Origin of the sequence: Amycolatopsis methanolica 239 (genome assembly GCF_000739085.1) — a bacterium.
Classification (GTDB): domain Bacteria; phylum Actinomycetota; class Actinomycetes; order Mycobacteriales; family Pseudonocardiaceae; genus Amycolatopsis_E; species Amycolatopsis_E methanolica.
In genome coordinates, this window is record NZ_CP009110.1 from 4,596,638 (window position 1) to 4,619,577 (window position 22,940).

General features: G+C 71.9%; 24 protein-coding genes and 1 pseudogene. 15 read left to right on the plus strand and 10 right to left on the minus strand.

All coding sequences use genetic code 11. From position 1 onward, the window contains the following. The 3 genes and pseudogenes from AMETH_RS22390 to AMETH_RS22395 all read right to left on the minus strand — a co-directional run. Positions 1–306: a nuclear transport factor 2 family protein gene (locus AMETH_RS22390; RefSeq protein WP_017983392.1), complete on the minus strand. Its 306-nt coding sequence runs from the start codon at positions 304–306 to the stop codon at positions 1–3. Between the two features lie 9 nt (positions 307–315). Next, positions 316–462: an SDR family oxidoreductase gene (locus tag AMETH_RS41650; protein ID WP_017983393.1), complete on the minus strand. Its 147-nt coding sequence runs from the start codon at positions 460–462 to the stop codon at positions 316–318. A gap of 148 nt (positions 463–610) precedes the next feature. Further along, a pseudogene (locus AMETH_RS22395) lies at positions 611–1,210 on the minus strand (SDR family NAD(P)-dependent oxidoreductase); the annotation flags it as partial. Here AMETH_RS22395 and AMETH_RS22400 point away from each other — a divergent pair. The 3 genes from AMETH_RS22400 to msrA all read left to right on the plus strand — a co-directional run bounded on the left by AMETH_RS22400 (position 1,152) and on the right by msrA (position 2,579). Further along, positions 1,152–1,748, plus strand: coding sequence for a MerR family transcriptional regulator (locus tag AMETH_RS22400; protein WP_223842908.1), 597 nt, complete (start codon positions 1,152–1,154; stop codon positions 1,746–1,748). The pseudogene AMETH_RS22395 and the gene AMETH_RS22400 sit on opposite strands and share 59 nt — an antisense overlap. Continuing rightward, positions 1,745–1,966 (plus strand): GyrI-like domain-containing protein, encoded by a 222-nt coding sequence (locus AMETH_RS40665; RefSeq protein ID WP_267283446.1) that lies wholly within the window; start codon positions 1,745–1,747, stop codon positions 1,964–1,966. Before AMETH_RS22400 ends, AMETH_RS40665 begins: the two co-directional genes overlap by 4 nt. 91 nt (positions 1,967–2,057) lie before the next feature. Then, positions 2,058–2,579 carry a peptide-methionine (S)-S-oxide reductase MsrA gene (gene msrA / locus AMETH_RS22405; RefSeq protein WP_017983394.1) on the plus strand — a complete coding sequence of 174 codons (522 nt, stop codon included), beginning with the start codon at positions 2,058–2,060 and terminating at the stop codon, positions 2,577–2,579. Positions 2,580–2,581: 2 nt separating this feature from the next. On the opposite strand, the gene AMETH_RS22410 is transcribed toward msrA, so the two are convergent. Both AMETH_RS22410 and AMETH_RS22415 read right to left on the minus strand, forming a co-directional pair. Further along, entirely contained in the window at positions 2,582–3,037 is a 456-nt protein-coding gene (locus AMETH_RS22410; RefSeq protein WP_017983395.1) for an SRPBCC domain-containing protein, read from the minus strand. After that, on the minus strand, positions 3,034–3,804 hold the full coding sequence (locus AMETH_RS22415; protein WP_017983396.1) for a DUF5131 family protein: 771 nt from the start codon (positions 3,802–3,804) through the stop codon (positions 3,034–3,036). The genes AMETH_RS22410 and AMETH_RS22415 overlap by 4 nt, the downstream gene beginning before the upstream one ends. Positions 3,805–3,870: 66 nt before the next feature. Between AMETH_RS22415 and glnA the strand changes: the two genes are divergently transcribed. Both glnA and AMETH_RS22425 read left to right on the plus strand, forming a co-directional pair. Continuing rightward, positions 3,871–5,295: a type I glutamate--ammonia ligase gene (glnA, locus tag AMETH_RS22420; RefSeq protein ID WP_017983397.1), complete on the plus strand. Its 1,425-nt coding sequence runs from the start codon at positions 3,871–3,873 to the stop codon at positions 5,293–5,295. Between the two features lie 63 nt (positions 5,296–5,358). After that, positions 5,359–5,655: a hypothetical protein gene (locus tag AMETH_RS22425; protein ID WP_017983398.1), complete on the plus strand. Its 297-nt coding sequence runs from the start codon at positions 5,359–5,361 to the stop codon at positions 5,653–5,655. Between the two features lie 528 nt (positions 5,656–6,183). Here AMETH_RS22425 and AMETH_RS39310 read toward each other — a convergent pair. Together AMETH_RS39310 and AMETH_RS22430 are read right to left on the minus strand one after the other, a co-directional pair. Next, complete coding sequence (locus AMETH_RS39310) at positions 6,184–6,429, minus strand: hypothetical protein (RefSeq protein ID WP_209436799.1); 246 nt, start codon at positions 6,427–6,429, stop codon at positions 6,184–6,186. Beyond that, positions 6,399–6,902 carry a glycosyltransferase family protein gene (locus AMETH_RS22430; RefSeq protein WP_209436800.1) on the minus strand — a complete coding sequence of 168 codons (504 nt, stop codon included), beginning with the start codon at positions 6,900–6,902 and terminating at the stop codon, positions 6,399–6,401. Before AMETH_RS22430 ends, AMETH_RS39310 begins: the two co-directional genes overlap by 31 nt. Before the next feature lie 210 nt (positions 6,903–7,112). Between AMETH_RS22430 and AMETH_RS22435 the strand changes: the two genes are divergently transcribed. Then, positions 7,113–7,724: a cutinase family protein gene (locus AMETH_RS22435; RefSeq protein WP_209436801.1), complete on the plus strand. Its 612-nt coding sequence runs from the start codon at positions 7,113–7,115 to the stop codon at positions 7,722–7,724. Positions 7,725–7,989: 265 nt separating this feature from the next. Here the strand turns inward: AMETH_RS22435 and AMETH_RS22440 are convergent, their stop codons facing one another. After that, positions 7,990–9,639, minus strand: a complete 1,650-nt coding sequence (locus AMETH_RS22440) for a BCCT family transporter (RefSeq protein ID WP_017983400.1) — start codon at positions 9,637–9,639, stop codon at positions 7,990–7,992. A gap of 127 nt (positions 9,640–9,766) precedes the next feature. Then, positions 9,767–10,924, minus strand: coding sequence for an aromatic ring-hydroxylating oxygenase subunit alpha (locus AMETH_RS22445; protein WP_017983401.1), 1,158 nt, complete (start codon positions 10,922–10,924; stop codon positions 9,767–9,769). 306 nt (positions 10,925–11,230) lie between these two features. Here AMETH_RS22445 and glyA point away from each other — a divergent pair, with 306 nt between their 5' ends. Genes glyA through folP form a run of 9 tightly spaced genes read left to right on the plus strand, consistent with a single transcriptional unit; the run spans position 11,231 to position 22,220 of the window. Continuing rightward, positions 11,231–12,532, plus strand: coding sequence for a serine hydroxymethyltransferase (glyA, locus tag AMETH_RS22450; protein WP_017983402.1), 1,302 nt, complete (start codon positions 11,231–11,233; stop codon positions 12,530–12,532). After that, the gene (locus AMETH_RS22455; protein WP_017983403.1) at positions 12,529–13,764 is read left to right on the plus strand and encodes a sarcosine oxidase subunit beta family protein; all 1,236 of its coding nucleotides are present in this window, start codon (positions 12,529–12,531) and stop codon (positions 13,762–13,764) included. The genes glyA and AMETH_RS22455 overlap by 4 nt, the downstream gene beginning before the upstream one ends. Before the next feature lie 9 nt (positions 13,765–13,773). Next, entirely contained in the window at positions 13,774–14,055 is a 282-nt protein-coding gene (locus AMETH_RS22460) for a sarcosine oxidase subunit delta (protein ID WP_017983404.1), read from the plus strand. Continuing rightward, positions 14,052–16,832 (plus strand): 2Fe-2S iron-sulfur cluster-binding protein, encoded by a 2,781-nt coding sequence (locus tag AMETH_RS22465; protein WP_017983405.1) that lies wholly within the window; start codon positions 14,052–14,054, stop codon positions 16,830–16,832. Before AMETH_RS22460 ends, AMETH_RS22465 begins: the two co-directional genes overlap by 4 nt. Further along, positions 16,825–17,412, plus strand: coding sequence for a sarcosine oxidase subunit gamma (locus AMETH_RS22470; protein ID WP_017983406.1), 588 nt, complete (start codon positions 16,825–16,827; stop codon positions 17,410–17,412). Before AMETH_RS22465 ends, AMETH_RS22470 begins: the two co-directional genes overlap by 8 nt. Before the next feature lie 20 nt (positions 17,413–17,432). Beyond that, positions 17,433–19,898 (plus strand): GcvT family protein, encoded by a 2,466-nt coding sequence (locus tag AMETH_RS22475; RefSeq protein WP_017983407.1) that lies wholly within the window; start codon positions 17,433–17,435, stop codon positions 19,896–19,898. A gap of 12 nt (positions 19,899–19,910) precedes the next feature. Then, the gene (locus AMETH_RS22480) at positions 19,911–20,531 is read left to right on the plus strand and encodes a cyclodeaminase/cyclohydrolase family protein (protein ID WP_017983408.1); all 621 of its coding nucleotides are present in this window, start codon (positions 19,911–19,913) and stop codon (positions 20,529–20,531) included. Continuing rightward, a complete protein-coding gene (locus AMETH_RS22485; RefSeq protein ID WP_017983409.1) occupies positions 20,528–21,367 on the plus strand; it encodes a bifunctional 5,10-methylenetetrahydrofolate dehydrogenase/5,10-methenyltetrahydrofolate cyclohydrolase in 840 nt (279 codons plus the stop codon). Before AMETH_RS22480 ends, AMETH_RS22485 begins: the two co-directional genes overlap by 4 nt. Before the next feature lie 7 nt (positions 21,368–21,374). Further along, complete coding sequence (gene folP / locus AMETH_RS22490; RefSeq protein ID WP_017983410.1) at positions 21,375–22,220, plus strand: dihydropteroate synthase; 846 nt, start codon at positions 21,375–21,377, stop codon at positions 22,218–22,220. A gap of 5 nt (positions 22,221–22,225) precedes the next feature. Here folP and AMETH_RS22495 read toward each other — a convergent pair whose 3' ends face one another. Continuing rightward, the gene (locus AMETH_RS22495; protein WP_017983411.1) at positions 22,226–22,900 is read right to left on the minus strand and encodes a GntR family transcriptional regulator; all 675 of its coding nucleotides are present in this window, start codon (positions 22,898–22,900) and stop codon (positions 22,226–22,228) included. Positions 22,901–22,940 lie beyond the last annotated feature (40 nt).

A 22,940-nucleotide genomic window follows, 5' to 3' on the forward strand; every position in this document is an offset into this window, starting at 1 on the left:
TCAGGGAGCGATCGTCAGCACAGCGATCCGCTCCCCGCGCAGCCGGAACCGGTAGCTCAGGTCCACCTCCCCACCAGGGAACTCCCCGGTCAGGTGCTGCGTCACCGTCCACTCGCCCGCCGCGGGGGAAACCCCCATCAGCGTGGCCGTGTACTGGTATTCCGTGGCCGCGCGGCGTAGCCACCCGTCGATCTCGTCTCGCCCCCGGTAGGTCCGGCCGTCGTCGGTGACCACGGCATCAGGGGTGAAGCCCGCGGCGCTCGGACCAGCCAAGTAGTCGCGGATCGCCGGTGGCAGTTCGGCCATCGTTCCTCCTCAGACGGTCGGCACCGTGCCGCCGTCGATCGTGTGTTCCGCGCCCGTGATGGCGGCCGCCCGGTCGGACACCAGGAACGCCACCAGCTCCGCCACCTCCTCCGGCAGCGCGGGCCTGCCCATCGGGATGCCGCCGAGCGCGGCCATCAGCCGGTCCCACGCGGCCCGCTCGTCGACGCCGTCCGCCTCGGCCAGGCGCGCGACCAGGGCATCCGCCGCGGAGGTGCGGATCGCGCCCGGGGGAGACCACGTTCACCCGCACCCCGCGCGGCGCCAGCTCCGTCGCCAGCCCCTTGCTGTACGTGGTGAGCGCGGCCTTCGCGGCCGCGTATCCGAGCGTCGCCTCGAACAGCGGCAGCGGCCGCTGGATGGACGACACGTGCACGACCGCCCCCGCCCGCCGCCACGTCCGGCAGCAGCGCCGCGCCCGGTCCAGGCGCACGGCGGCCAGCAGGTTCAGGTCGAGCTCGTCCTGCCAGTGCCGGTCGGTCAGCGCCGCGAACCCGCCGCCCGGCGCGGACGACCCGCCCACCGTGTGCACCAGGATGTCCAGCGCCCCGAACCGGTCACGCACCTCCCGCACCACCGTGTCGACCCCGCCGGGCGCCGTGACGTCAGCCGTGACGAACGGGCCGTCGGCGTGTTCCGGGCGGGTGCGGGCGGTGGCCAGGACATCAGCACCGGCAGCACGCAGGCGGGCGACGACGGCCGCGCGGGTGCCCCGCCCGCCGCCGGTCACCAGGGCGCGCCGCCCCTCCAGGGATTCGTTCATGCCCCGCACACTCCGGCGTGCCCGCGCGAGAGGGTCAAGCGCTCGACCCTCCCCCCGGGAGAGGGTGCAGAATCCGCTGGTGCTGGCCATCGGCGAGTTCGCGAAGCTGACCCACCTGAGCATCCGCACGCTGCGCCGCTACCACGACGCCGGACTGCTCGAACCCGCCCGCGTCGACCCGGCCACCGGCTACCGCTACTACGACGCGGCGCAGATCCCGGCCGCGCAGGTGATTCACCGGCTGCGCGAGCTCGACGTGCCACTGTCCGAGGTGCGCCGCATCCTGGGCAGCCCCGCCCCGGAAGCCAGGGCCCTGCTGGTCGGCGAGCACCTGCGGCGGCTGGAGGACCAGCTGGAACGCACCCGCGCGGCGGTCACGTCGCTGCGCAGGCTGCTCACCCCCGAGCCCGGCGAACTGGCGGTCGAGCTGCGCCGGACACCGGCCACGACCGTCGCCGCGGTCGGGGGACCGTCGCGGAGGCGGACGTGCTCGCCTGGTACGCGGGCGCGATGGCCGAGCTGGACGCGGTGGTGGCCGACCCGGCCGGCCCGCCCGGCGGCCTGTACGGCAACGAGCTGTTCACCCACGGCCGCGGCCGCATGCTGGTCCACCTGCCGGTCACCGAACCACCCACGCCCACCGGTCGGGTGCGGCCGGTGACGCTGCCCGCCGCGGAACTCGCGGTCGCCACCCACCCGGGCGACCACGACACGATCGACGTCACCTACGGCGAACTCGGCCGCTGGGTGGTGGAGCACGCGCTCGCCGTGACCGGCCCGGTGCGCGAGGTCTACCTCAGCGGTCCACGCGACACCTCCGCCCCGGCGGCGTGGCGGACCGAGATCGGGTGGCCGGTCTTCCGCGTCACCCCGGCCTGAGGAGTCCACAAGGGACGTGGCGCGGAATACTGGACCGGCACGCGGGGTTGACCCGGTGCAAGCCGGACTACTGGGTGAGAGGTGATGCGAGATGCGGACGTTCGTGCTGGCCGGCGGGTGCTTCTGGTGCCTTGACGCGGTCTACCGGACGATGCGCGGGGTGCAGGACGTGGTGTCCGGCTACACCGGCGGCGACACGGCCCAGCCGTCGTACGAGCAGGTGTGCACCGGGCGGACCGGGCACGCGGAGGCCGTCGCGGTGACGTTCGACGAGACGGTCATCCCGGCCGAGGTCATCCTCGACGTGTTCTTCACCCTGCACGACCCGCGGCAGCTGAACCGCCAGGGCGCCGACGTCGGCACCCAGTACCGCTCGGCGATGTTCTACGCCGACGACACGCAGCGCGCCGAGTTCGAAGCGGCCATCAAGCGCGCCGGCGACTGGTGGGACGGCCAGATCGTGACCACCCTGGAGCCGCTGGGCGAGTTCTACCGCGCCGAGGAGTACCACCAGGACTTCTTCGCCAAGAACCCCGGCCAGGGCTACTGCCTCGCGGTCGCGCTGCCGAAGGTGAACAAGGTGCGCAAGTCCTTCGCGCAGTACGTCGTCTGACCTCAGCGTTCGACGAACGCGGCCAGCTTGGCCAGCGCCATCCGGGTTCCGGTCTCGTTGTCCTCCGGGGCGACCGAGGCCGGCACCCCGTCGTGCCGGATGACCACCTTCGTGCCGCCCTCGGCGTCGGCGAGGGTGGTCGTCATGGTCATCGTGCCCTGGGAAGCCGGGTCGGCGCTGTCGAACTCGATCACCTCGACGACCCGCCGCCCCGGCTCGAGCACCGCGAAGTGGCCGGTGTAGGTGTCGGCGGCACCGCCGGACTTGCCCTCGCGGCCGGGGTCGTCGTAGACCAGCGACACCCGGAACCGCCCGCCCTCGCGGGCGTCGAACTCGTGCACCCTGGCCGTCATCCGGTCCGGCACCCGCCACGTCGCGATCGCCTCGCCGTCGACCAGAGCGCGGTAGACCTCCCGGCGCGGCGCGCGCACGAACCCGGAAACGCTCGTCGAAGTCATGGCGACACCCTGGCGCGCCGGCCGCCGGGTGTCCAGCCTCCCGGCATCTCGTCCCAGGTGCGCCCGTCGAGGAGCCGCCCGCCGGCGTTGCGGGTCCGGCCGCCCCACTGCTTGAACAGGAACGGGATCCCCGCCGCCACGCACCGGTCCCGCACCGGCCGGACCCACTCGGCCGCCATCGGGCGCGCGTGCGGCCCCGACTCGCCGCCGGCGTAGACCCAGTCGAGCCCCGTCAGATCCAGGTCCGGCAGCGGGCCGAGCAGCGGTTGCAGGGACAGGAACCGCACCGCGGCCGGGGTTTCGCGGAGCCGGTCGGCGCGCCCGGCCTGGTCGTTGCTCTCGATCGTCACGCCCCACCACACGTGCGGCAGCGGCTCCGGCGCGAGCCGCGCCAGCACGGCCGCCATCCGCGCCGGCCGTTTGGTGAGCGCGAAGTACGTGTGCTGCGGGGCGCGCGCCATCGCGTCGAGCACGTCGGCGAGGAAGTCCTCGGGCACGCGGGGGTGGAACAGGTCGGTCATCGAGCCGGTGAACACCAGCCGGGGCGCTCGCCAGCGCGACGGGACCGCCAGCCGCCCGGGGTGCAGGGTGAGGGCGAAACCCGGTCCGCTGGTGCGGGGGTCGCCGTCGCGGGTGTAGGCGGGGCTGCCCATGGCCTGCAGCCGCCGCGCGAAGGTCATCGCGTAGCAGTTGTCGCATCCGGGGCTGACCCGATCGCAACCGGTGGCCGGGTTCCACGTCGCGGTCTCGATGGTGCCGTCCCGCATCCTTCCATTGAACCCCCGACGCGAGGACTCTGGGACTCCACGGCCGCGACGGCAAAGGAGCCCGCCATGTTCGCCAACGCAGACGAAGTCCTGCGCTACCTCGCCGACGAGAACGTGGAGTTCGTCGACGTCCGGTTCTGCGACCTGCCCGGCATCATGCAGCACTTCACCGTGCCCGCCGCGGCGTTCGACGCCGACGCCTTCGAGTACGGGATCGCCTTCGACGGCTCGTCCGTACGCGGGTTCCAGTCGATCCACGAGTCGGACATGCTGCTGCTGCCCGACCCCTACACGGCGCGCGTCGACCCGTTCCGCGCGGAGAAGACGCTGTTGATGAACTTCTTCGTGCACGACCCGTTCACCCGCGAGTCCTACAGCCGCGACCCGCGCAACATCGCCCGCAAGGCCGAGGAGTACATCAGCGAGTCGACCATCGCCGACCGCGCGTTCTTCGGCCCGGAGGCGGAGTTCTACATCTTCGACTCGGTGCGGTTCGGCAACGTGGAGAACACCGCGTTCTACGAGGTCGACTCGGTGGAGGGCTGGTGGAACACCGGCCGCGACGAGGAACACGGCAACCTCGGCTACAAGACCCCGTTCAAGGCGGGCTACTTCCCGGTGTCGCCGCGCGACCACTTCGCCGACCTGCGCGACCAGATGGTGCGCAACCTGGCCGGCGTCGGGATCGAGGTGGAGAAGGCCCACCACGAGGTCGGCAGCGGCGGCCAGGCCGAGATCAACTACCGGTTCAACACGCTGCTGCACGCGGCCGACGACCTGCAGCTGTTCAAGTACGTCGTGAAGAACACGGCGTGGGAGCAGGGCAAGACGGTTACTTTCATGCCGAAGCCGCTGTACAACGACAACGGCTCAGGCATGCACTGCCACCAGTCGCTGTGGGACGAGAACGGCCCGCTGTTCTACGACGAGGCCGGTTACGGCGGGCTGTCCGACCTGGCGCGGCACTACGTCGGCGGGATCCTGCACCACGCGCCGAGCCTGCTCGCGTTCACCAACCCGACGGCGAACTCCTACCACCGGCTGGTGCCGGGCTTCGAGGCGCCGATCAACCTGGTGTACTCGCAGCGGAACCGGTCGGCGTGCGTGCGGATCCCGGTGACCGGCTCGTCGCCGAAGGCCAAGCGGATCGAGTTCCGCTGCCCGGACTCCTCGGGCAACCCGTACCTGGCGTTCTCCGCGATGCTGATGGCGGGGCTGGACGGGGTGCGCAACAAGCTGGAGCCGCCATCGCCGATCGACAAGGACCTGTACGAGCTGCCGCCCGAGGAGGCGCGGGACGTGGCGCAGGTGCCCGCGTCGCTGGAGGCGGTGATCGACCGGCTCGAATCCGATCACGAGTTCCTCCTCGCGGGCGGCGTGTTCACCGAGGACGTGATCGAGACGTGGATCGATTTCAAGCGCGAAACGGAGATCGACCCGCTCCGGCTGCGGCCGCACCCGTACGAATTCGCGCTCACCTACGACGTCTAGGTGTTGACCGCCGCGCGGCAGGGGCGGACCATGACCTCTCCCGGGGCTGAAAAGGAGCGGGAAATGACTTTCGTACAGGTTATCGAGTACAAGACCGAGCACCCGGAACAGATGAACGACATGATGGACCGCTGGCTGGCGGAGACGCAGGGCAAGCGGACCGCCACGCACGCGGTGCTGATGAGCGACCGGGAACGCCCCGGCACCTACATGGAGTTCGTCGAGTTCCCGTCCTATGAGGACGCCATGCGCAACTCGTCCCTGCCGGAGACGGACCGGTTCGCGAAGGAGATGATGGCCCTCTGCGAGGGCGACCCGGTGTTCCACAACCTGGAAGTGATGCGCGACGAGCGCCTCTGAGCGACGCGCGGGCCTGCTCCGCGCGCACGTGGTAGCCGCGGTGCATGAGCCACGCGGGCAGCCCGGTGACGACGATCCGCCGGTGCTGGAAGTGCCGTGTGGTGCACGTACGGCTCCGTGGGGCGCGAGCCCTCGACCCAGGAGAACCCGCCGCCGACGATGAGGCGCCCCTTTCTTCCCGGGCCCTGGTGCCGCGGATCACGTCAGTGGGACCAGAGCCAGTCGCGGTAGCAGGTGGTGGCGGGACGTCGCCCTTGGCCGCGGCGCACAGGCCTGCCGTCTCGTCGGTGACGCCCCGGCGGCCGTCGCCGGTCGCGGCGAGCGTGATGCGGCCCAGGGAAGACCCGGGGCCCAGCGGCCGCCGACGCGCCGGACGTCCGCCGCGTGCGCGGCGGCCACCGGGTTCGTCACTCGCCGGTGGGCGGTTCATGGGGAGCCTGCACGGCGCCGTGCGCACCATGTTCGAGGCGGGCAAGACGTGGCGGGCCTGGGCCGGGTCGGCAAGTGGCTGAGCGGTTCCGGACCGTCCTAACGGGACTGCCAGTGCCAGCCGGAGCGGCGTAGCGCGTCGGCGCGGGCCAGGACGCTTTCCAGGCGCGCCGCGGCTTCGGCCTTGTCCCAGTAGCGGTCGTCGGCCGTGGTCTGGGCATCGTGCTTGCGGTAGAGCACGCCCGGCTCGGCGATGAACTCCCCCGCCACCACCGCCTCGGCGGCCAGCAGCAGCCCGACGGTCTCCGCGCCGGTCAGGGCCGGCCAGCCGCCCAGGGCGCGCACCAGGTCCGTGTACGCCGCGACGTGTTGGCATGCACGGACAGGCGGTCGTCGAGCTGCTCGGCGTAGAACCGGCCCGGCGGGACCGGGCCTGCCGGCGGGTCGTAGGGGCCGGGCCGCGTCGAGCCGTCCGGCAGCAGATCGACGCACGCCGAGGTGCACCACGCCACCCGGCCCAGCGCCTCGATGTCCCTGGCCAGTGCGCCGGGCAGCAGCACGTCGTCCGCGTCCAGCGTGCGCACCACCGAGCCGGTCGCCCGCGCCAGCGCCATCGTGCGCGCGACCGCGGCCCGGCCGGGCAGCCCCGAACCGGGCAAGACGCGCTCATCGGGCGGCAGGCAGTCCACCACGCCGCTGTCGCCGTCCTCCTGCAGGCACCACTCCCACTCCCAGCCGGGCGGCAGTTCCTGGTCGCGCAGCGAGGTGTAGGCCTCCCGCAGGAAGTGGTGTCCCCCGTCGTGGACAGCCGTGATCACACTGACCTTCGGCAACGGATCCCCCAGATCGAGACGATGTCCGTGACCATCAAACCAGTTCACGATCCGGTACGCCGCACCTCCACCGCGGGCAGCAGGACCGCGGCGGGCAGGAGGCCCCGCGCCGCGGTGAACTGCGGTTTCACCGATCTTTCATCGCCCGCCCCTACCGTTCGCCGGGATTTCGTCCACACGAACCGGGAGGGTTCGATGAAGAAGATCGCGGCACTGCTGACCGGACTGGCGGTCGCGGCGGCGGCGTACCTGCGGACCTCCACCATCGACGTCGGCGGGACCGGCGACAACGACTCCGACGACCCGTACTGGCAGGGCGACATCAGCCAGCGCGTCGGCTACCCGGCGATCCCGGTCGCCATCAACGCGCGGCAGGGCGTCGACGAGCTGAACCGGCTGATCCGCGACCAGCGCAACGCCTGCCCTGGACAGCACGTGAAGGCCGTCGGGTTCTCGCTCGGCGCCGCTGTGGTGCACACGTGGGTGACCGAGAACTGGCCGACGATCGACAACGTGAACGCCGTGCTGATCGCCGACCCGAAGCGGGCGGCCGGCCCGGGCAACGCCGGCGCCGCGGCGCACGCTGGTCGCCCCGGTGGTCGGCGCGCCACTCGCCGGAGCGGACGACTTCTTCGGCGACATCCCCACCCTGACGCTCTGCACGGACGACATCATCTGCGACGCCAACGCGGCCTCCGGCCTGCCGGGCTACCTGTGGGAAGGCGGGCACGGGAACTACAACTTCAACGTCGACGTCTACTCCGCCGACGCGAGCGGCAGTGGTTCAACGGGGTCTACATCCCCTGATCGCCCCGCGGCGGCCCCGGGTTCCGGTGTACCGGCCCGGGGCCGCCGTCCTGCGCCAGTCCCCTGGCGACCACCCGTGCGCCACAACCCCGGGAATCGAACGGCTGAGGGCGGGCGGCACGGTGACGACGGTGGCGCACCCCACCGTCCGAAGCGCCGACCGCGTCGTCTTCCTGGACGGCGGCCGGTACGCGCGGTTCTGGAACCTCTCCCTGGAGCCGGCGAACGACTGAACCGGGCGCCCGCCCCAGCGGGCGCCCGGTTCTCACTCCGCCTTCTCCGCCGGCACGCGGCCGTTCCCGCTCGGCGCGCCTTCGCCGGTGGGCGCCACCTGCAGGCAGAAGTCGCCGTCGTAGTGGCGGTTTCCGGTCAGCACCGCCTGCTCCACGATCTCCGCGCTCTTCTGCTCCCGCCGGATCATCGGGTCGCTGCGGAGGTCCTTCGCCAGCGCCACGCACAGCACCACCATGACCAGCGCGAACGGCGCCGCGGCGATGATCGTCAGGTTCTGCAGCCCGGTGAGCGCCTCGTCGCCACCACCGCCGACCAGCAGCATCACCGCGGCCACCCCACCGGTCGCCACGCCCCAGAACACCACCAGCCAGCGCTTCGGCTCGATCGCGCCGCGTTGCGACATCGACCCCATCACCAGCGACGCGGCGTCCGCGCCGGAAACGAAGAAGATCGCCACCAGCACCATCACCAGCACGCTCACCACGGCCGCCAGCGGGAACTGGTCGAGCAGGCCGAACATCTGCGACTGCGCGCTGCCCGCGCTCGCCAGATCCGTCCCACTCCGCTGGAGCGTGATCGCCGTACCCCCCATGATGCTGAACCACACCAGGCTCACCACGGACGGAACGAGGATCACGCCGACCACGAACTGCTTGATCGTGCGGCCGCGGCTGATCCGCGCGATGAACATGCCCACGAACGGCGTCCACGAGATCCACCACGCCCAGTAGAAGATCGTCCACGAGGACAGCCAGCTCTCCATGTTGTCGCCGCCGGAAGCGCCCGACCGCGAGATCATCTCGCCCATCTCGCGGAAGTAGTCGCCGATCGTCGAGGGCACCAGGTTGAGGATGAAGATCGTCGGCCCGACCACGAAGACGAACACCGCGAGCACGGCGGCAAGCACCATGTTGATGTTGGACAGCCACTGGATGCCCTTCGCCACCCCGGACACCGCGGAGGCGACGAACGCCACCGTCAGCACCGCGATCACGCCGATGAGCAGGCCGGTGCCCGGGTTGTCCGACAGCCAGCCCCGCTGCACGAGCCCGCTGCCGATCTGCAGCGCGCCCAGCCCGAGCGACGCGGCGGACCCGAACAGCGTCGCGAAGATCGCCAGGATGTCGATGAGCCTGCCCAGCGGCCCCTCGCTCACCCGCTCGCCGAACAGCGGCGCGAACGCCGAGCTGATCAGCTGTTTGCGGCCGCGACGGAAGGTGCCGTAGGCGATGGCGAGCCCGACCACCGCGTACATCGACCACGGGTGGATGGCCCAGTGGAACAGCGAGGTCGCCATCGCGGTCTCCACCGCCGCGTCGGTGGTGCCCGCGACCGTGCCCGGTGGCGGCTCGACGAAGTGCGACAACGGTTCGGCGACCCCGTAGAACATGAGCCCGATGCCCATGCCGGCGCTGAACATCATCGCGATCCACGACACCGTGCGGAACTCCGGCCGCTCGCCGTCGTGGCCGAGCGGGATCTTGCCGTACCGGCTGAACGCCAGCCAGATCGCGAACAGGACGAACCCGGTCGCGGCGAGCAGGAACGCCCAGCCGGTGTTCCGGATCAGCCAGTCCAGCACCGCCGCGGACACGCTGGAGAGGCTGTCGGTGGCGAACACGCCCCAGGCCAGGAACGCCGCCGCGACCACCGCCGCGACGACGAACACCACGCGATCCATCCCGCCGCGCGCTCTGGGTTCCGTGGGTTTCCGGGTCGATGCTTCCGTACTGGGCACGACGCTCACCGCCTCTTTCTCGAGTTGGTTGTCCGGTTGCCCCCCTGCGCTCTGCGAGATGGTCACCGCGTCACCGCCCGCCGGCCAGTGTCCGCTCGACCCACTGGTGGAATTCGCCGATGTGGTGTTCGGAGGGCACCAGGACCCCGCCGCGGGCGTAGGCACGGGAGGACATCGCGGGCTGGCAGCGTTCGCAGGCGTCGAAGTCCTGCTGGTTCACGCGGTGGAACAGCTCGACCGAATGTGACACGTCGCGGCCGGACTCCACCACTTCGCGGGCGTACAGCCAATCGCATTCGACGATCGTGCGGTCGACCGCCATCGGGAACATCCGGTGGATGATCACGTGGTCGGGCACGAGGTTGACGAACACCTGCGGTCGCACGGTGATCGCGTAGTAGCGGCGGTCCTGGTGCTCGTCCACCCCGCCGAGCCGGTCGAACCCGGCGCTGCCGTCCACCGTGAACCCGCTGACGTCCTCGCCGAACTCCGCGCCGTGGCCCACGTAGTACTGCGCGGCGTAACCGTCGGCGAACTCCGGCAGCACCTCGGTCAGCTCGGGGTGGATCGTCGCGCAGTGGTAGCACTCCATGAAGTTCTCGATGATGAGCTTCCAGTTGGCCTTGACGTCGTAGGTGATCCGCCTGCCCAGGGCCAGCTCGTCGATGCCGTAGTTGCCGATCGCGTCCAGCTGCCCGAGCCGGCCCGCCACGTCCGCCTGCACTGTCTCCTCGAACGAGGGCGGCTCCTCGGCCAGGCACAGCCACGCGTAGCCGAGCCACTCCCGCAGGTGCACCGGCTTGAGGCCGTATTCGGTGCGGTCGATATCCGGCATCGAGGTCAGGTTCGGCGCCGCGACGAGCTTGCCGTCCAGGCCGTAGGTCCACGCGTGGTAGGGGCACTGGAAGTTCCGCTTGACCGTGCCGCTCTCTTCCACGCACAGGCGTGCGCCGCGGTGGCGGCAGATGTTGAGGAAGGCCCGCAGTGCGCCGTCCCGCGAGCGGGTCACCAACACGCTCTCGCGGCCGATCCGCACGGTGCGGAAGTCGCCGGGTTGTGGCAGGTCCGCGCCGCGGACCGCGCAGAACCACATCTGCTCGAATATCTTCTCCTGCTCCAGCGCGAAGATCGTCTCGTCGGTGTAGGTGATCCCGCCTAGCGTGGGGATCAGGCTCGACGGAAGCCCGGACTGGTCGGTGGACGGTGCCGTGGTGGTGTTCTCGGTCAACGAACGCTCCGTGGTGGTGTGAGTGACCGGGGACTGGTTGTTGCCTCTTCCGCAACACCTGCGTGATGTGCAACTGCGACGCGGACCACAGTGCGGCCTGCGCACCGGCTCTGTCAAGACCTGAACCGGGGGGGCGCGGAGTTTTCCTGCCGGCAACACGAGGGGTGGAATCCCTGCGACACAAGGGACTCACGGGTAACAAAGGTTCGCCGGAATCGGCTCTTGACCCCGCCGGACGCCGAGCCGTAGCGTGACGGCCAGTTGATATATCAGTCGGCGAACAGAGGTAAGAGACCGGGAGGCAGCATGTCGGTGGCCATCGGCCGCGCTGGCGCACTCAGCCCCCAGCGCGTGCTCGGGCGTTCCCTGCTCCAGACCGATCCGGAGGTGCACGCGGCGATAGGGCGTGAGCTCGGCCGCCAGCGGGACACCCTGGAGATGATCGCGAGCGAGAACTTCGCGCCGCTGGCGGTGATGCAGGCGCAGGGGTCGGTGCTGACCAACAAGTACGCCGAGGGCTACGCCGGCCGCCGCTACTACGGGGGCTGCGAACACGTCGACGAGATCGAGACGCTCGCCATCGACCGGCTCAAGGCGCTCTTCGGCGCCGAGTACGCCAACGTGCAGCCGCACTCCGGCGCCCAGGCCAACGCCGCCGCCATGGCCGCGCTGCTGGAGCCCGGCGACACGATCCTGGGCCTGGACCTCGCGCACGGCGGGCACCTGACGCACGGGATGAAGCTCAACTTCTCCGGCCGCCTCTACAACGTGGCCGCCTACCACGTGCGCGCCGAGGACCACCGCGTCGACATGGAGGAGGTCGAGCGGCTGGCCCGGGAGCGCAGGCCGAAGCTGATCGTCGCCGGCTGGTCGGCCTATCCGCGGCACCTGGACTTCGCCGCGTTCCGCCGGATCGCCGACGAGGTGGGCGCGTACCTGATGGTCGACATGGCGCACTTCGCCGGACTGGTCGCGGCGGGCCTGCACCCCTCCCCCGTGCCGCACGCGCATGTCGTCACCTCGACCACGCACAAGACGCTCGGCGGGCCGCGCGGCGGCGTGATCCTGGCCGAGCGGTCGCTGGCGAAGAAGCTGAACAACAGCGTGTTCCCCGGCCAGCAGGGCGGGCCGCTGGAGCACGTCATCGCGGGCAAGGCGGTGGCGTTCAAGCTGGCCGCCGAGCCGGAGTTCCGGGAGCGCCAGGAACGCACGCTGCAGGGCGCGAAGATCCTCGCCGACCGGTTCCTGCGCGAGACCGGGATCGGGGTGCTGACCGGCGGCACCGACGTGCACCTGGTGCTGGCCGACCTCCGGGAGTCCGAATTGGACGGCAAGCAGGCCGAGGACCGGCTGCACGAGGTCGGCATCACCGTCAACCGCAACGCCGTCCCGTTCGACCCGCGTCCGCCGATGATCAGCTCGGGCCTGCGGTTCGGCACGCCCGCGCTGGCCGCCCGCGGGTTCGGCCCCGACGACTTCGCCGAGGTCGCCGACATCGCCGCGCTGGCGCTGCGCCCGGACGCCTCCGCCGCCGACCTGGACAAGCTCTCCGCCCGCGTCGCCGACCTCACCGCCCGCCACCCCCTCTACCCGGAGCTGACTGCATGACCACCCCCCAGCCCCCTGGCGCGCACCTGCCCGACCACCCGGACTTCCTGTGGCGTAACCCAGAACCGAAGCGCAGCTACGACGTCGTGATCGTCGGCGGCGGCGGGCACGGCCTGGCCACCGCGCACTACCTGGCGCGCAACCACGGCATCACCGACGTCGCCGTGCTGGAGCGTGGCTGGCTGGCCGGCGGGAACATGGCCCGCAACACCACGCTGATCCGCTCGAACTACCTGTGGGACGCCTCCGCGGCGATCTACGAGCACGCCCTGAAGCTGTGGGAGGGTCTTGAGGACGACCTGGGTTACCCGATCCTGTTCTCCCAGCGCGGCGTGCTGAACCTGGCGCACACCGAGCAGGACGTCCGCGACAGCGTGCGCCGGGTGGAGGCCAACAAGCTCAACGGCATCGACGCCGAATGGCTCTCCCCCGACGAGGTCGCCAAGATCTGCCCGATCGTCAACGTCTCCGGCGACCTCCGGTACCCGGTACTGGGCGCGACCTACCAGCCGCGCGCGGGCATCGCCAAGCACGACTACGTCGCCTGGGGTTTCGCCCGCCGGGCCGACGAGGCCGGGATCGACCTGATCCAGGACTGCGAGGTCACCGGGTTCACTGTGGACGGTGACCGGGTGACCAGGGTGCGGACCAGCCGCGGCGACATCGGCTGCGGCACCGTCGCCCTGTGCGCGGCCGGGCACACCTCGGTGCTGCTGGACCAGCTGGGCGTGCGGGCGCCGCTGCAGTCGCACCCGTTGCAGGCCCTGGTGTCCGAGCTGCTGGAACCGGTGCACCCGACGATCGTGATGTCCAACGCCGTGCACGTCTACGTGTCCCAGGCGCACAAGGGCGAACTGGTGATGGGCGCGGGCGTGGACTCCTACAACGGGTACGGCCAGCGCGGCGCCTTCCACATCATCGAGCGGCAGATGGCTGCCGCGGTGGAGCTGTTCCCCGTGTTCGCCCGGGCGCACCTGCTGCGCACCTGGGCTGGGATCGTCGACGTCACGCCGGACGCCTCGCCGATCGTCGGCCGCACGCCCTACGACAACGTCTACCTCAACTGCGGCTGGGGCACCGGCGGTTTCAAGGCCACCCCGGGTCTGGGCTGGTGCCTGGCCGACACCGTCGCCAACGGCGAGCCGCACCCGTTCGTCGAGCCGTTCGGCCTGGACCGCTTCGTCACCGGCGCGCTCGTCGACGAGCACGGCGCCGCCGCCGTCGCCCACTAGGAGCCACGCATGCAACTCATCACCTGCCCGTGGTGCGGGCCGCGCGAGGAAGTGGAGTTCCACTACGGCGGCCAGGCCCACCTCGCCTACCCGGACGACCCTGCCGCGTTGTCCGACGAGGAGTGGGCGCACTTCGTCTTCTTCCGCGACAACCCCAAGGGCCCGTTCGCCGAACGCTGGAGCCACGCCGCAGGCTGCCGGCGCTGGTTCAACGCGGTCCGCGACACCCGGACCTACGAGTTTCTGGCCGTGTACCCGATGGGGCAATCCGCACCGGAGGTGGCGTCATGAGCCGCATCAAGGGCTACGGCCGGATCGACCGCACCCGCACCGTCGGGTTCACCTTCGACGGGGTCGCCTACACCGGCCACCCGGGCGACACACTGGCGTCGGCACTGCTCGCGCACGGCGTGCACGGGGTGGGCACGAGCGTGAAGTTCGGCCGCCCGCGCGGGATCGGCGCGGCGTGGGTGGAGGACCCGACCGGGCTGGTGCAAATCGAGGAGCCGTTCCCGGAGCCGATGCTGCTCGCCGCGACCGTGGAGCTGACCGACGGGCTCGTGGCGCGCGGGGTGGCCGGGCAGGGACGGCTCGCGGAGGTGGCCGACACCGCCCGCTACGACCGCAAGCACACGCATTGCGACACGCTCGTCGTCGGGGCGGGCCCGGCCGGGTTGCTGGCCGCGCGGTCCGCGGCGCGGCGCGGGGAACGGGTCGTGCTCGTCGACGACCGCGCCGACGCGGGCGGTTCACTGACCGGCGCCGAGGTGATCGACGGACGGCCGTCGCGGGAGTTCGTCGCCGAGGTGGTGGCCGAGCTGGCCGCCGCCCCGGAGGTGCTGCACCTGCAACGCACCACGGCGTTCGGGCAGTACGACGACGGGTTCGTGCTGGCGCTGGAACGGCGCACCGACCACCTGGGCACCGCGGCGCCGCGCAACGTCTCGCGCCAGCGGGTGCACCGGATCCGCGCCCGGCACGTCGTGGTCGCGACCGGCGCGCACGAGCGGCCGGTGGTGTTCGCCGACAACGACCGGCCGGGCATCATGCTCGCTTCCGCGGCACGGGACTACCTGCACCGCTACGGCGTGCTCGCCGGGCGCGAGGTCGTCGTGTTCACCACCAACGACTCCGCCTACGCCGCCGCGCTCGACCTGGAGCACGCCGGAGCGCGAGTCACCGTCCTCGACGCCCGCCCGAACGCGCCGGAGCACTGGGCCGCGCTGTGCCGGGAACGGTCGATCGCCGTGCGCCCGGGCAGCGCCGTCGCCGGCACCACCGGCGAGGACCGGATCACCGGCGTGGACACGGTCACCGCGGGCAAGGCCGAGCCGCTGCCGTGCGACCTGCTGCTGACCTCCGGTGGCTGGAACCCCGCCGCGCACCTGTTCAGTCACGTCCGCGGCGCGTTGCGGTACGACCCGGCCCTGGGCGCGTTCCGCCCGGCCGAGCCGGTTCCCGGGGTGTCGGTGATCGGCGCCGCGAACGGAACGTTCGACCTCGCCGGCTGCCTGCGCGACGGCGCCGGGGACGACGCCCCCGCTACGCCCGCGGAGCCGCAGATCACGCCGCCGCTGGTGCTGTGGCGCACCGAGGGCGACCCGGCCCGCCAGTTCGTGGACATCCAGCGCGACGCGACGGTAGCCGACATCGAGAGGGCGGTGGGCGCCGGGCTGCGGTCGGTCGAGCACATCAAGCGCTACACCACGATCGGCACCGCGCACGACCAGGGCAAGACGTCCGGGGTGATCGCCTCCGGCATCGTCGCCGAGCTGCTCGGGAAACCGGTCGAGGACACCGGCACCACGACGTTCCGCCCGCCCTACACCCCGGTGGCGTTCGCCGCCCTGGCCGGGCGCGAGCGCGGGAAGCTGTTCGACCCCGAGCGGATCACCTCGCTGCACAGCTGGCACGTCGCGGCCGGCGCGGTGTTCGAGGACGTCGGGCAGTGGAAGCGCGCCCGCTACTACCCGGCGCCGCACGAGAACATGGACGCCGCCGTGCTGCGCGAGTGCGCCGCGGTCCGCGGCGGGGTCGGCATCCTGGACGGCTCCACCCTGGGCAAGATCGACGTGCAGGGCCCGGACGCCGCCGAACTGCTGGACCGGCTCTACACCAACATGATGAGCACGCTCAAGGTCGGGCGCGTGCGCTACGGCGTCATGTGCGGCAACGACGGCATGGTGTTCGACGACGGCACCGTGCTGCGCCTGGCCGAAGACCGGTTCCTGGTCGTCACCACCACCGGCGGCGCGGCGCGCGTGCTGGACTGGATGGAGGAGTGGCTGCAGACCGAGTGGCCGGACCTGCGCGTGCACCTGACTTCGGTGACCGAGCAGTGGTCGGTGTTCCCGGTGGTCGGGCCGCGCTCCCGCGACGTGATCGCCGCGGCCTTCCCGCATCTGGACGTGTCCAACGAGGCGTTCCCGTTCATGTCCTGGCAGGACACCGAAGCCGACGGCGTCCCGGTGCGCATCGCCCGCATCTCGTTCTCCGGCGAGCTGGCCTTCGAGGTCAACGTGAACTCCTGGTACGCCAGGGCGATGTGGCTGCGCCTGCTGTCGGCCGGCGCGCGCTGGAACATCACCCCGTACGGCACGGAAACCATGCACGTCCTGCGTGCGGAGAAGGGCTACCCGATCGTCGGGCAGGACACCGACGGCACCGTCAGCCCGCACGACCTCGGCCTGGGCTGGGCGGTGTCGAAGAAGAAGCGGGACTTCGTCGGCAAGCGCTCGTTCTCCCGCCCGGAGAACACCAACCCGGAGCGCAAGCAGCTGGTGTCGCTCCTGCCCGCCGATGCCCGGACCAAGCTGCCGGAGGGCTCACAGGTCGTGGAGTTCCGCCCGGACGGCACCCTGCCCCCGCCGCCGGTGCCGATGCTCGGCCACGTCACCTCCAGCTACCACAGCGCCGAGCTGGGCCGCCCGTTCGCGCTGGCCCTCGTCAAGGGCGGGCAGTCGCGCATCGGCGACACCGTGCACGTCCCGGTCGACGGCGCCCTGGTGCCCGCCGAGATCGGCGGGATCGTGCTGGTCGACCCGGAAGGAGCCCGCCGCGATGGCTGACCCCCGCCTCTACCCCACGCACCCGCTGCAGCAGTGGATCCCGTCGCTGGCCGCCGCCTCGCGCAACGCGACCGGCCTGAACCTGGAGGCCGAGCCGCCGGTGGCCGCGGTGGACCTGCGCGTGACACCACCGGCCGACGTGCTCGGCACCCCCCTGCCCACCGAGGCCAACACCTGGGTCCGCACCGCGGACGGGCAGATCGTCTGGCTCGGCCCCGACGAGTGGCTTGTCACCAGCACCGCCGCACAAGGGCACGAGCTGGAAGCGCGGCTGGGCGCGGCGGTGCGGCCGCGTGGCGGGGCGGCGACCGACGTTTCCGCGCAGCGCACCGGAATCCGCGTCAGCGGACGGCACGCACGGGACGTCCTCGCCACTGGCTGCTCGCTCGACCTGCACCCGCTGGCGTTCCCCGCCGGAAGCGCCGCGCAGACGACGCTCGGACAGGCCCCGGTGCTGCTGCTCGCGCTCGGCGCCGGCGAGGACTTCCGCGTGTTCGTGCGGCCCTCGTTCGCCGGATACCTCGCCGACTGGCTCCTCGACGCGGCGCTGGAGTTCCAGCCCGCCGGGGCCACCTCATAGACCACAGACAGGAGACCACGATGAGCACCACACCCCGGGTTGTCATCATCGGCGCCGGCATCGTCGGCGCGAACCTGGCCGACGAGCTGACCGCGCGCGGATGGACCCGGATCACGGTCCTGGACCAGGGTCCGCTCCCGCTCACCGGCGGCTCGACCTCGCACGCGCCGGGCCTGGTGTACCAGACGAACCCGTCCAAGACGATGACCGAGTTCGCCACCTACACCGTCAACAAGCTGTCGAGCCTCGACGTCGACGGCGCCTGGTGCTTCAACCAGGTCGGCGGCCTGGAGGTCGCCACCACCCCGGAGCGCCTGGCCGACCTGCACCGCAAGCAGGGCTGGGCCACCTCCTGGGGGGTGCCCGGGGAGGTCGTCGGCCCCGAGGAGTGCGTGCGGCTGCACCCGCTGCTCGACCCCGAGCAGATCCTCGGCGGGTTCCACACCCCGACCGACGGGCTCGCGAAGGCCGCCCGCGCCGTGGTGGCCCTGCGGCGGCGCGCCGAATCCCGGGGCGCCGAGTTCCACGGCAGCGTCCGGGTCACCGGCATCTCCCACACCGGCGGACGGGTCACCGGCGTGCGCACCACGGCGGGCGACTTCCCCGCTGACATCGTGGTCTCCTGCGCCGGGTTCTGGGGCCAGGCGATCGGCGAAATGGTCGGCATGCGGGTGCCGCTGCTGCCGCTGGCGCACCAGTACGTGCGCACCGGCCAGGTCGCGGACCTGGTGGGGCGCAACGACGAGCTGACCGAGGCCGGGCTGCCGATCCTGCGGCACCAGGACCGCGACCTGTACTACCGCGAGCACGTGGACTGCCTCGGCATCGGCTCCTACGCGCACCGCCCGATGCCGGTGCGCCTGTCCGACCTGCCCGAGGTCTCCGACGACGACCTGACCGAGGCGGCGATGCCGTCGATGCTGCCGTTCACCGAGGAGGACTTCGCGCCCTCGTGGGAGCACAGCAGGCAGCTGCTGCCGTCGCTGCGGTCGGCGAAGATCGAGACCGGGTTCAACGGGATCTTCTCGTTCACCCCGGACGGCGGCCCGCTGATCGGCGAGTCGCCCGACGTCGCCGGGTTCTGGATCGCCGAGGCGGTCTGGGTGACGCACTCCTCCGGCGTGGCGCGCTCGGTCGCGCAGCTGCTGGTCGACGGCCGCAGCGAGATCGCCCTGCACGGCTGCGACGTGCACCGGTTCGACGAGATCGAGACCACCGAGGCCTACGTCGACGAGACCGCGCAGCGCAACTTCGTGGAAATCTACGACGTGGTGCACCCGCTGCAGCCGAAGCTGTCGCCGCGGGACCTGCGGGTGAGCCCGTTCCACGCGCGGCAGAAGGAGCTGGGCGCGTTCTTCCTGGAGGCGCACGGCTGGGAGCGGCCGCACTGGTACGAGGCCAACGCGCACCTGGTCAAGGACCTGCCGCCGGAGTGGCAGCCGCCGTCGCGGGACGCGTGGTCGGCGATGTTCCACTCCCCGATCGCCGCGGCCGAGGCGTGGAGGACCCGCACCGCGGTCGCCCTCTACGACATGACGCCGCTCAAGCGCCTGGAGGTGTCCGGGCCGGGCACGCTGGCGTTCCTGGACCGGCTCACCACCGGCAAGATGGACAAGTCGGTCGGCTCGGTGACCTACACGCTCGCGCTGGACGAAGCCGGCGGGATCCGCAGCGACCTGACGGTGGCCCGGCTGGGCGAGGACCGCTTCCAGGTCGGCGCGAACGGCAACCTCGACCTGGCCTACTTCCGGTCCGAAGCCGGCGGTGACGTGCAGGTCCGCGACATCACCGGCGGCACCTGCTGCATCGGTGTGTGGGGGCCGCTGGCCCGCGATCTGGTGCAGCCGCTCAGCCGCGACGACTTCTCGCACGAGGCGCTGAAGTACTTCCGCTGCATGCCCGCGCACATCGCGGGGATCCCGGTCACCGCGATGCGACTGTCCTATGTGGGCGAACTCGGCTGGGAGATCTACACCAGCGCCGAGTACGGGCAGCGGTTGTGGGACGTGTTGTTCGAGGCGGGCCGCCCGCTCGGGGTGGTGGCCGCGGGCCGCGCCGCGTTCAACAGCCTGCGGCTGGAGAAGGGCTACCGGTCGTGGGGCGCGGACATGACCACCGAGCACAACCCGTACGAGGCCGGGCTCGGGTTCGCGGTGCGCAAGCAGAAGGGCGACTTCGTCGGGCGCGACGCGATCGCCGGGGTCACCGACGAGACCGTGACGCGCCGGCTGTCGTGCCTGACGATCGACGACGGCCGCAGCGTGGTGCTCGGCTCCGAGCCGGTGTTCCTCGACGGCGACCCCGCCGGGTACGTCACCTCGGCCGCGTTCGCGCACACCCTGGGTGTGCCGATCGCCTACGCGTGGCTGCCCGCCGGCGCGACGCCCGGCACGGCGGTCGAGATCGGCTACTTCGGCCGCCGGGTGCGCGCCACCGTGGCCGCCGAGCCGCTGGTCGACCCCGAGATGCTGCGCATCCGGCGCTGAGGACGGACACCGATGCGCACACTCACCCTCGAAGCGTTCCTCGACGCGCTCGCCGCCCGGGTGCCCGCCCCGGGCGGCGGCGCCACCGCCGCGCTGCACGCCGCCCAGGGCGCGGCGCTGGTCGCGATGGTGGCCCGGTACAGCGACGGCGAGAAGTACCGGCAGGACGCCGACGCGATCGCGCAGATCCGGGCCAACGCCGACGATCTGCGCGCCCTCGCCCTGGCGCTGGCCGAAAAGGACGCGGCCGCGTTCCAGGCCGTCACCCGCGCCTACGCGCTGCCGAAATCCACCGAGCGCGAGAAGGTGGCCCGGTCGCGGGCGATCGGTGCGGCCCTGGTGGAGGCCGGGCGGGTGCCGGCCCGCGTCATCGCGGTCGCCAAGCAGATCGTCAACCTCACCGAACGGCTCCAGCCGATCGGCAACCGCAACGTGATCAGCGACGTCGCCGCGGCGGCCGACGCAGCGCGGGCGGCGCTGTCCACGGCCAGGGTGAACGTCGAGATCAACCTGTCCGGCATCGGCGAGGGCCCGGCCCGCGACGAGCTGACCGCGGCGATCGCCACGGTGGACCAGGCGATCGCCCGCGCCGACGACGTGACCACCGCCGTACGGAAGCAGATCACGCGATGACGGCCATCCTCAGTGGAACCGAGCTGGGCCGGCAGATCCGGGCCAAGGTCTCGGCCGAGGCCGCGGCTCTGTCCGAGCGGGGCGTGCACCCCCGCCTGGCCGTCGTGGTCGCCACCGACGACGAGTCCAGCGCCTGGTACGTGCGCTCGATCGCGAAGACCGCAGCCCGCAGCGGGGTGCGGTGCGATGTGGTGGACCTCGGCGCGGCCGCCACCCCGGCCGGGATCACCGCCGAGCTGGCGCGGCTGAGCGCCGATCCGGCGGTGCACGGGATCATCCTGCAGACCCCGCTGCCCGGCGGCGCCCGGCTGGAGGAGCTGGCCACCGCCATAGACCCGGCCAAGGACATCGACGGCGCCAATCCGCTGTCGCTCGGCCGTCTCACCGCCGGCCTGCCCGCGCACCCGCCGGCGACGGCCGCGGCGGTGCTGGCGCTGCTCGACCACTACGCGGTGCCCCTGGCCGGGCGACGCGCGGTGGTGGTGGGGCGCTCCACCGTGGTCGGCAAGCCCGCGGCGCAGCTGCTGCTGGCCCGGAACGCGACCGTGACGATCTGCCACCGCCACACCGCGGACCTCGCCGCCTGCACGCGGGAGGCCGACGTCCTCGTGGTGGCCGTCGGCAGGGCCGGGCTGATCACCGCCGAGCACGTCGCCCCGCACGCGGTGGTCGTCGACGTGGGCACCAACCCCACCACGGACGGCGGTCTCGCCGGCGATGCCGACGCGCGGTCGCTCACCGGCCGCGTCGCGGCGCTGACGCCGGTGCCGGGCGGGGTCGGCCCGGTGACCACCGCGCTGCTGCTGCGGCACACCATCGCCGCCGCGTCCCGTTAGGACAGTCATGACCAGTACCGGGAACCCCCTCGCCGTCCGCACACCGGTGCCGAAGCTGCTGCCCGAGCCACGCACCCTGGTGTGCGGCATCGTCAACGTCACGCCGGATTCGTTCTCCGACGGCGGCCTCTTCCACTCCCACGCAGCCGCGGTCGAGCACGGCGAACGGCTGGCGGCCGAGGGAGCCGACCTGCTCGACGTGGGCGGCGAGTCCACCCGGCCCGGCGCGCGTCCGCCTGCGCCGGCCGAGGAGCTGGACCGGGTGGTGCCGGTGATCGCCCGGCTGGCCCGCGTGGTGGACGTGCCGATCTCGGTCGACACGTCCCGTCCCGAAGTGATGCGCGCCGCGGTGGACGCCGGGGCCGCGATGATCAACGACGTGCGCGCGCTGCGGCATCCCGGCGCTCTGCAGGCCGCAGCCGAGCTCGGGGTGCCGGTGTGCCTGACGCACATGCTGCGGCCACCGCATCTGATGCAGCGCGATCCGCGCTACACCGACGTGGTGGCCGAGGTGCGGGACTTCCTGCGGGCCCGCATCGATTCCTGCCTGGCGGCCGGTATCCCGGCGGAGCACGTGATCGTCGATCCGGGGTTCGGCTTCGGCAAGACGCTGGAGCACAACCTCGCCCTGCTCGGCGCGCTGCCCGCGTTCCGGTCGCTGGGCGTGCCGGTCATGGTCGGGCTGTCCCGCAAGACGATGCTCGGTCAGGTCACCAGTCGTCCGGTCGGGCAGCGCACGGTCGCGTCGGTGACCGCCGCGGTCCTGGCCGCGCAGCGCGGCGCGAAGATCGTGCGGGTGCACGACGTCGCCGCCACGCGCGACGGCCTCGCGGTCCTGGAGGCGCTGCCGTGAACCGGTCAGATGATCGCGCGGATCGCCTTCTCGAAGCCGGTGACGTGCACGAGGGCCAGCTCGGCCGCGGTGTCCGCGTCGCCGTCGGCGATCGCCCGCAGCAGGGCGGTGTGCTCGCCGACGTGCCGGTCGAAGTGCGGCATCCGGTCGAGGAACAGGCAGAAGATGCGGGTCGCCAGGTTGTCGTAGCGGACCAGCGTGTCCTCCAGGTGCGGGTTGCCGGCCGCGCGGTAGATCGCGCGGTGCACCCGCAGGTCGCAGCGCATCAGCTCGGTGCGTTCGAGCGACCGCACGTCCAGGTCGGCGACCTCGTCGGCGAGCTCGGCGAGCTCGGACTTCACGCCTGGTCCGGCGGTCTCGGCGGCGCGCCGGGCGGCGAGCGGTTCGAGCTGGACCCGGATCTCGGAGATGTAGGCCAGGTCGGTGATGTCGACGCCGGTGGCGAACGTGCCGCGCCGCGGGTAGGACACGACGAGCCGGTCGACCTCCAGGCGTTTGAGCGCCTCCCGCACCGGGGTGCGGCCGAGCCCGAGCGACGCGGACAACGCGCTGTCGTCGATCGGCGCCATCGGCGGGATGTCCAGCATGATCAGCTGGTCCTGAATCGCCGTGTAGGCGCGCTCGGCCAGCGAGACCGGCGGCCCCTCGAGTTCCTGCTGTCGAACGGTCACGAACGCCATCCTATCCACTGAAAACCACGATCCGTCACTCTGGTATATC

Coding starts and splice junctions, on each gene's coding strand:
- AMETH_RS22390 (WP_017983392.1), bottom strand. CDS start 306: ATGGCCGAACTGCCACCGGCGATCCGCGACTACTTGGCTGGTCCGAGC.
- AMETH_RS41650 (WP_017983393.1), bottom strand. CDS start 462: ATGGCCGCGCTCGGCGGCATCCCGATGGGCAGGCCCGCGCTGCCGGAG.
- msrA (WP_017983394.1), top strand. CDS start 2,058: ATGCGGACGTTCGTGCTGGCCGGCGGGTGCTTCTGGTGCCTTGACGCG.
- AMETH_RS22410 (WP_017983395.1), bottom strand. CDS start 3,037: ATGACTTCGACGAGCGTTTCCGGGTTCGTGCGCGCGCCGCGCCGGGAG.
- AMETH_RS22415 (WP_017983396.1), bottom strand. CDS start 3,804: ATGCGGGACGGCACCATCGAGACCGCGACGTGGAACCCGGCCACCGGT.
- glnA (WP_017983397.1), top strand. CDS start 3,871: ATGTTCGCCAACGCAGACGAAGTCCTGCGCTACCTCGCCGACGAGAAC.
- AMETH_RS22425 (WP_017983398.1), top strand. CDS start 5,359: ATGACTTTCGTACAGGTTATCGAGTACAAGACCGAGCACCCGGAACAG.
- AMETH_RS22435 (WP_209436801.1), top strand. CDS start 7,113: ATGAAGAAGATCGCGGCACTGCTGACCGGACTGGCGGTCGCGGCGGCG.
- AMETH_RS22440 (WP_017983400.1), bottom strand. CDS start 9,639: ATGGATCGCGTGGTGTTCGTCGTCGCGGCGGTGGTCGCGGCGGCGTTC.
- glyA (WP_017983402.1), top strand. CDS start 11,231: ATGTCGGTGGCCATCGGCCGCGCTGGCGCACTCAGCCCCCAGCGCGTG.
- AMETH_RS22455 (WP_017983403.1), top strand. CDS start 12,529: ATGACCACCCCCCAGCCCCCTGGCGCGCACCTGCCCGACCACCCGGAC.
- AMETH_RS22460 (WP_017983404.1), top strand. CDS start 13,774: ATGCAACTCATCACCTGCCCGTGGTGCGGGCCGCGCGAGGAAGTGGAG.
- AMETH_RS22465 (WP_017983405.1), top strand. CDS start 14,052: ATGAGCCGCATCAAGGGCTACGGCCGGATCGACCGCACCCGCACCGTC.
- AMETH_RS22470 (WP_017983406.1), top strand. CDS start 16,825: ATGGCTGACCCCCGCCTCTACCCCACGCACCCGCTGCAGCAGTGGATC.
- AMETH_RS22475 (WP_017983407.1), top strand. CDS start 17,433: ATGAGCACCACACCCCGGGTTGTCATCATCGGCGCCGGCATCGTCGGC.
- AMETH_RS22480 (WP_017983408.1), top strand. CDS start 19,911: ATGCGCACACTCACCCTCGAAGCGTTCCTCGACGCGCTCGCCGCCCGG.
- AMETH_RS22485 (WP_017983409.1), top strand. CDS start 20,528: ATGACGGCCATCCTCAGTGGAACCGAGCTGGGCCGGCAGATCCGGGCC.
- folP (WP_017983410.1), top strand. CDS start 21,375: ATGACCAGTACCGGGAACCCCCTCGCCGTCCGCACACCGGTGCCGAAG.
- AMETH_RS22495 (WP_017983411.1), bottom strand. CDS start 22,900: ATGGCGTTCGTGACCGTTCGACAGCAGGAACTCGAGGGGCCGCCGGTC.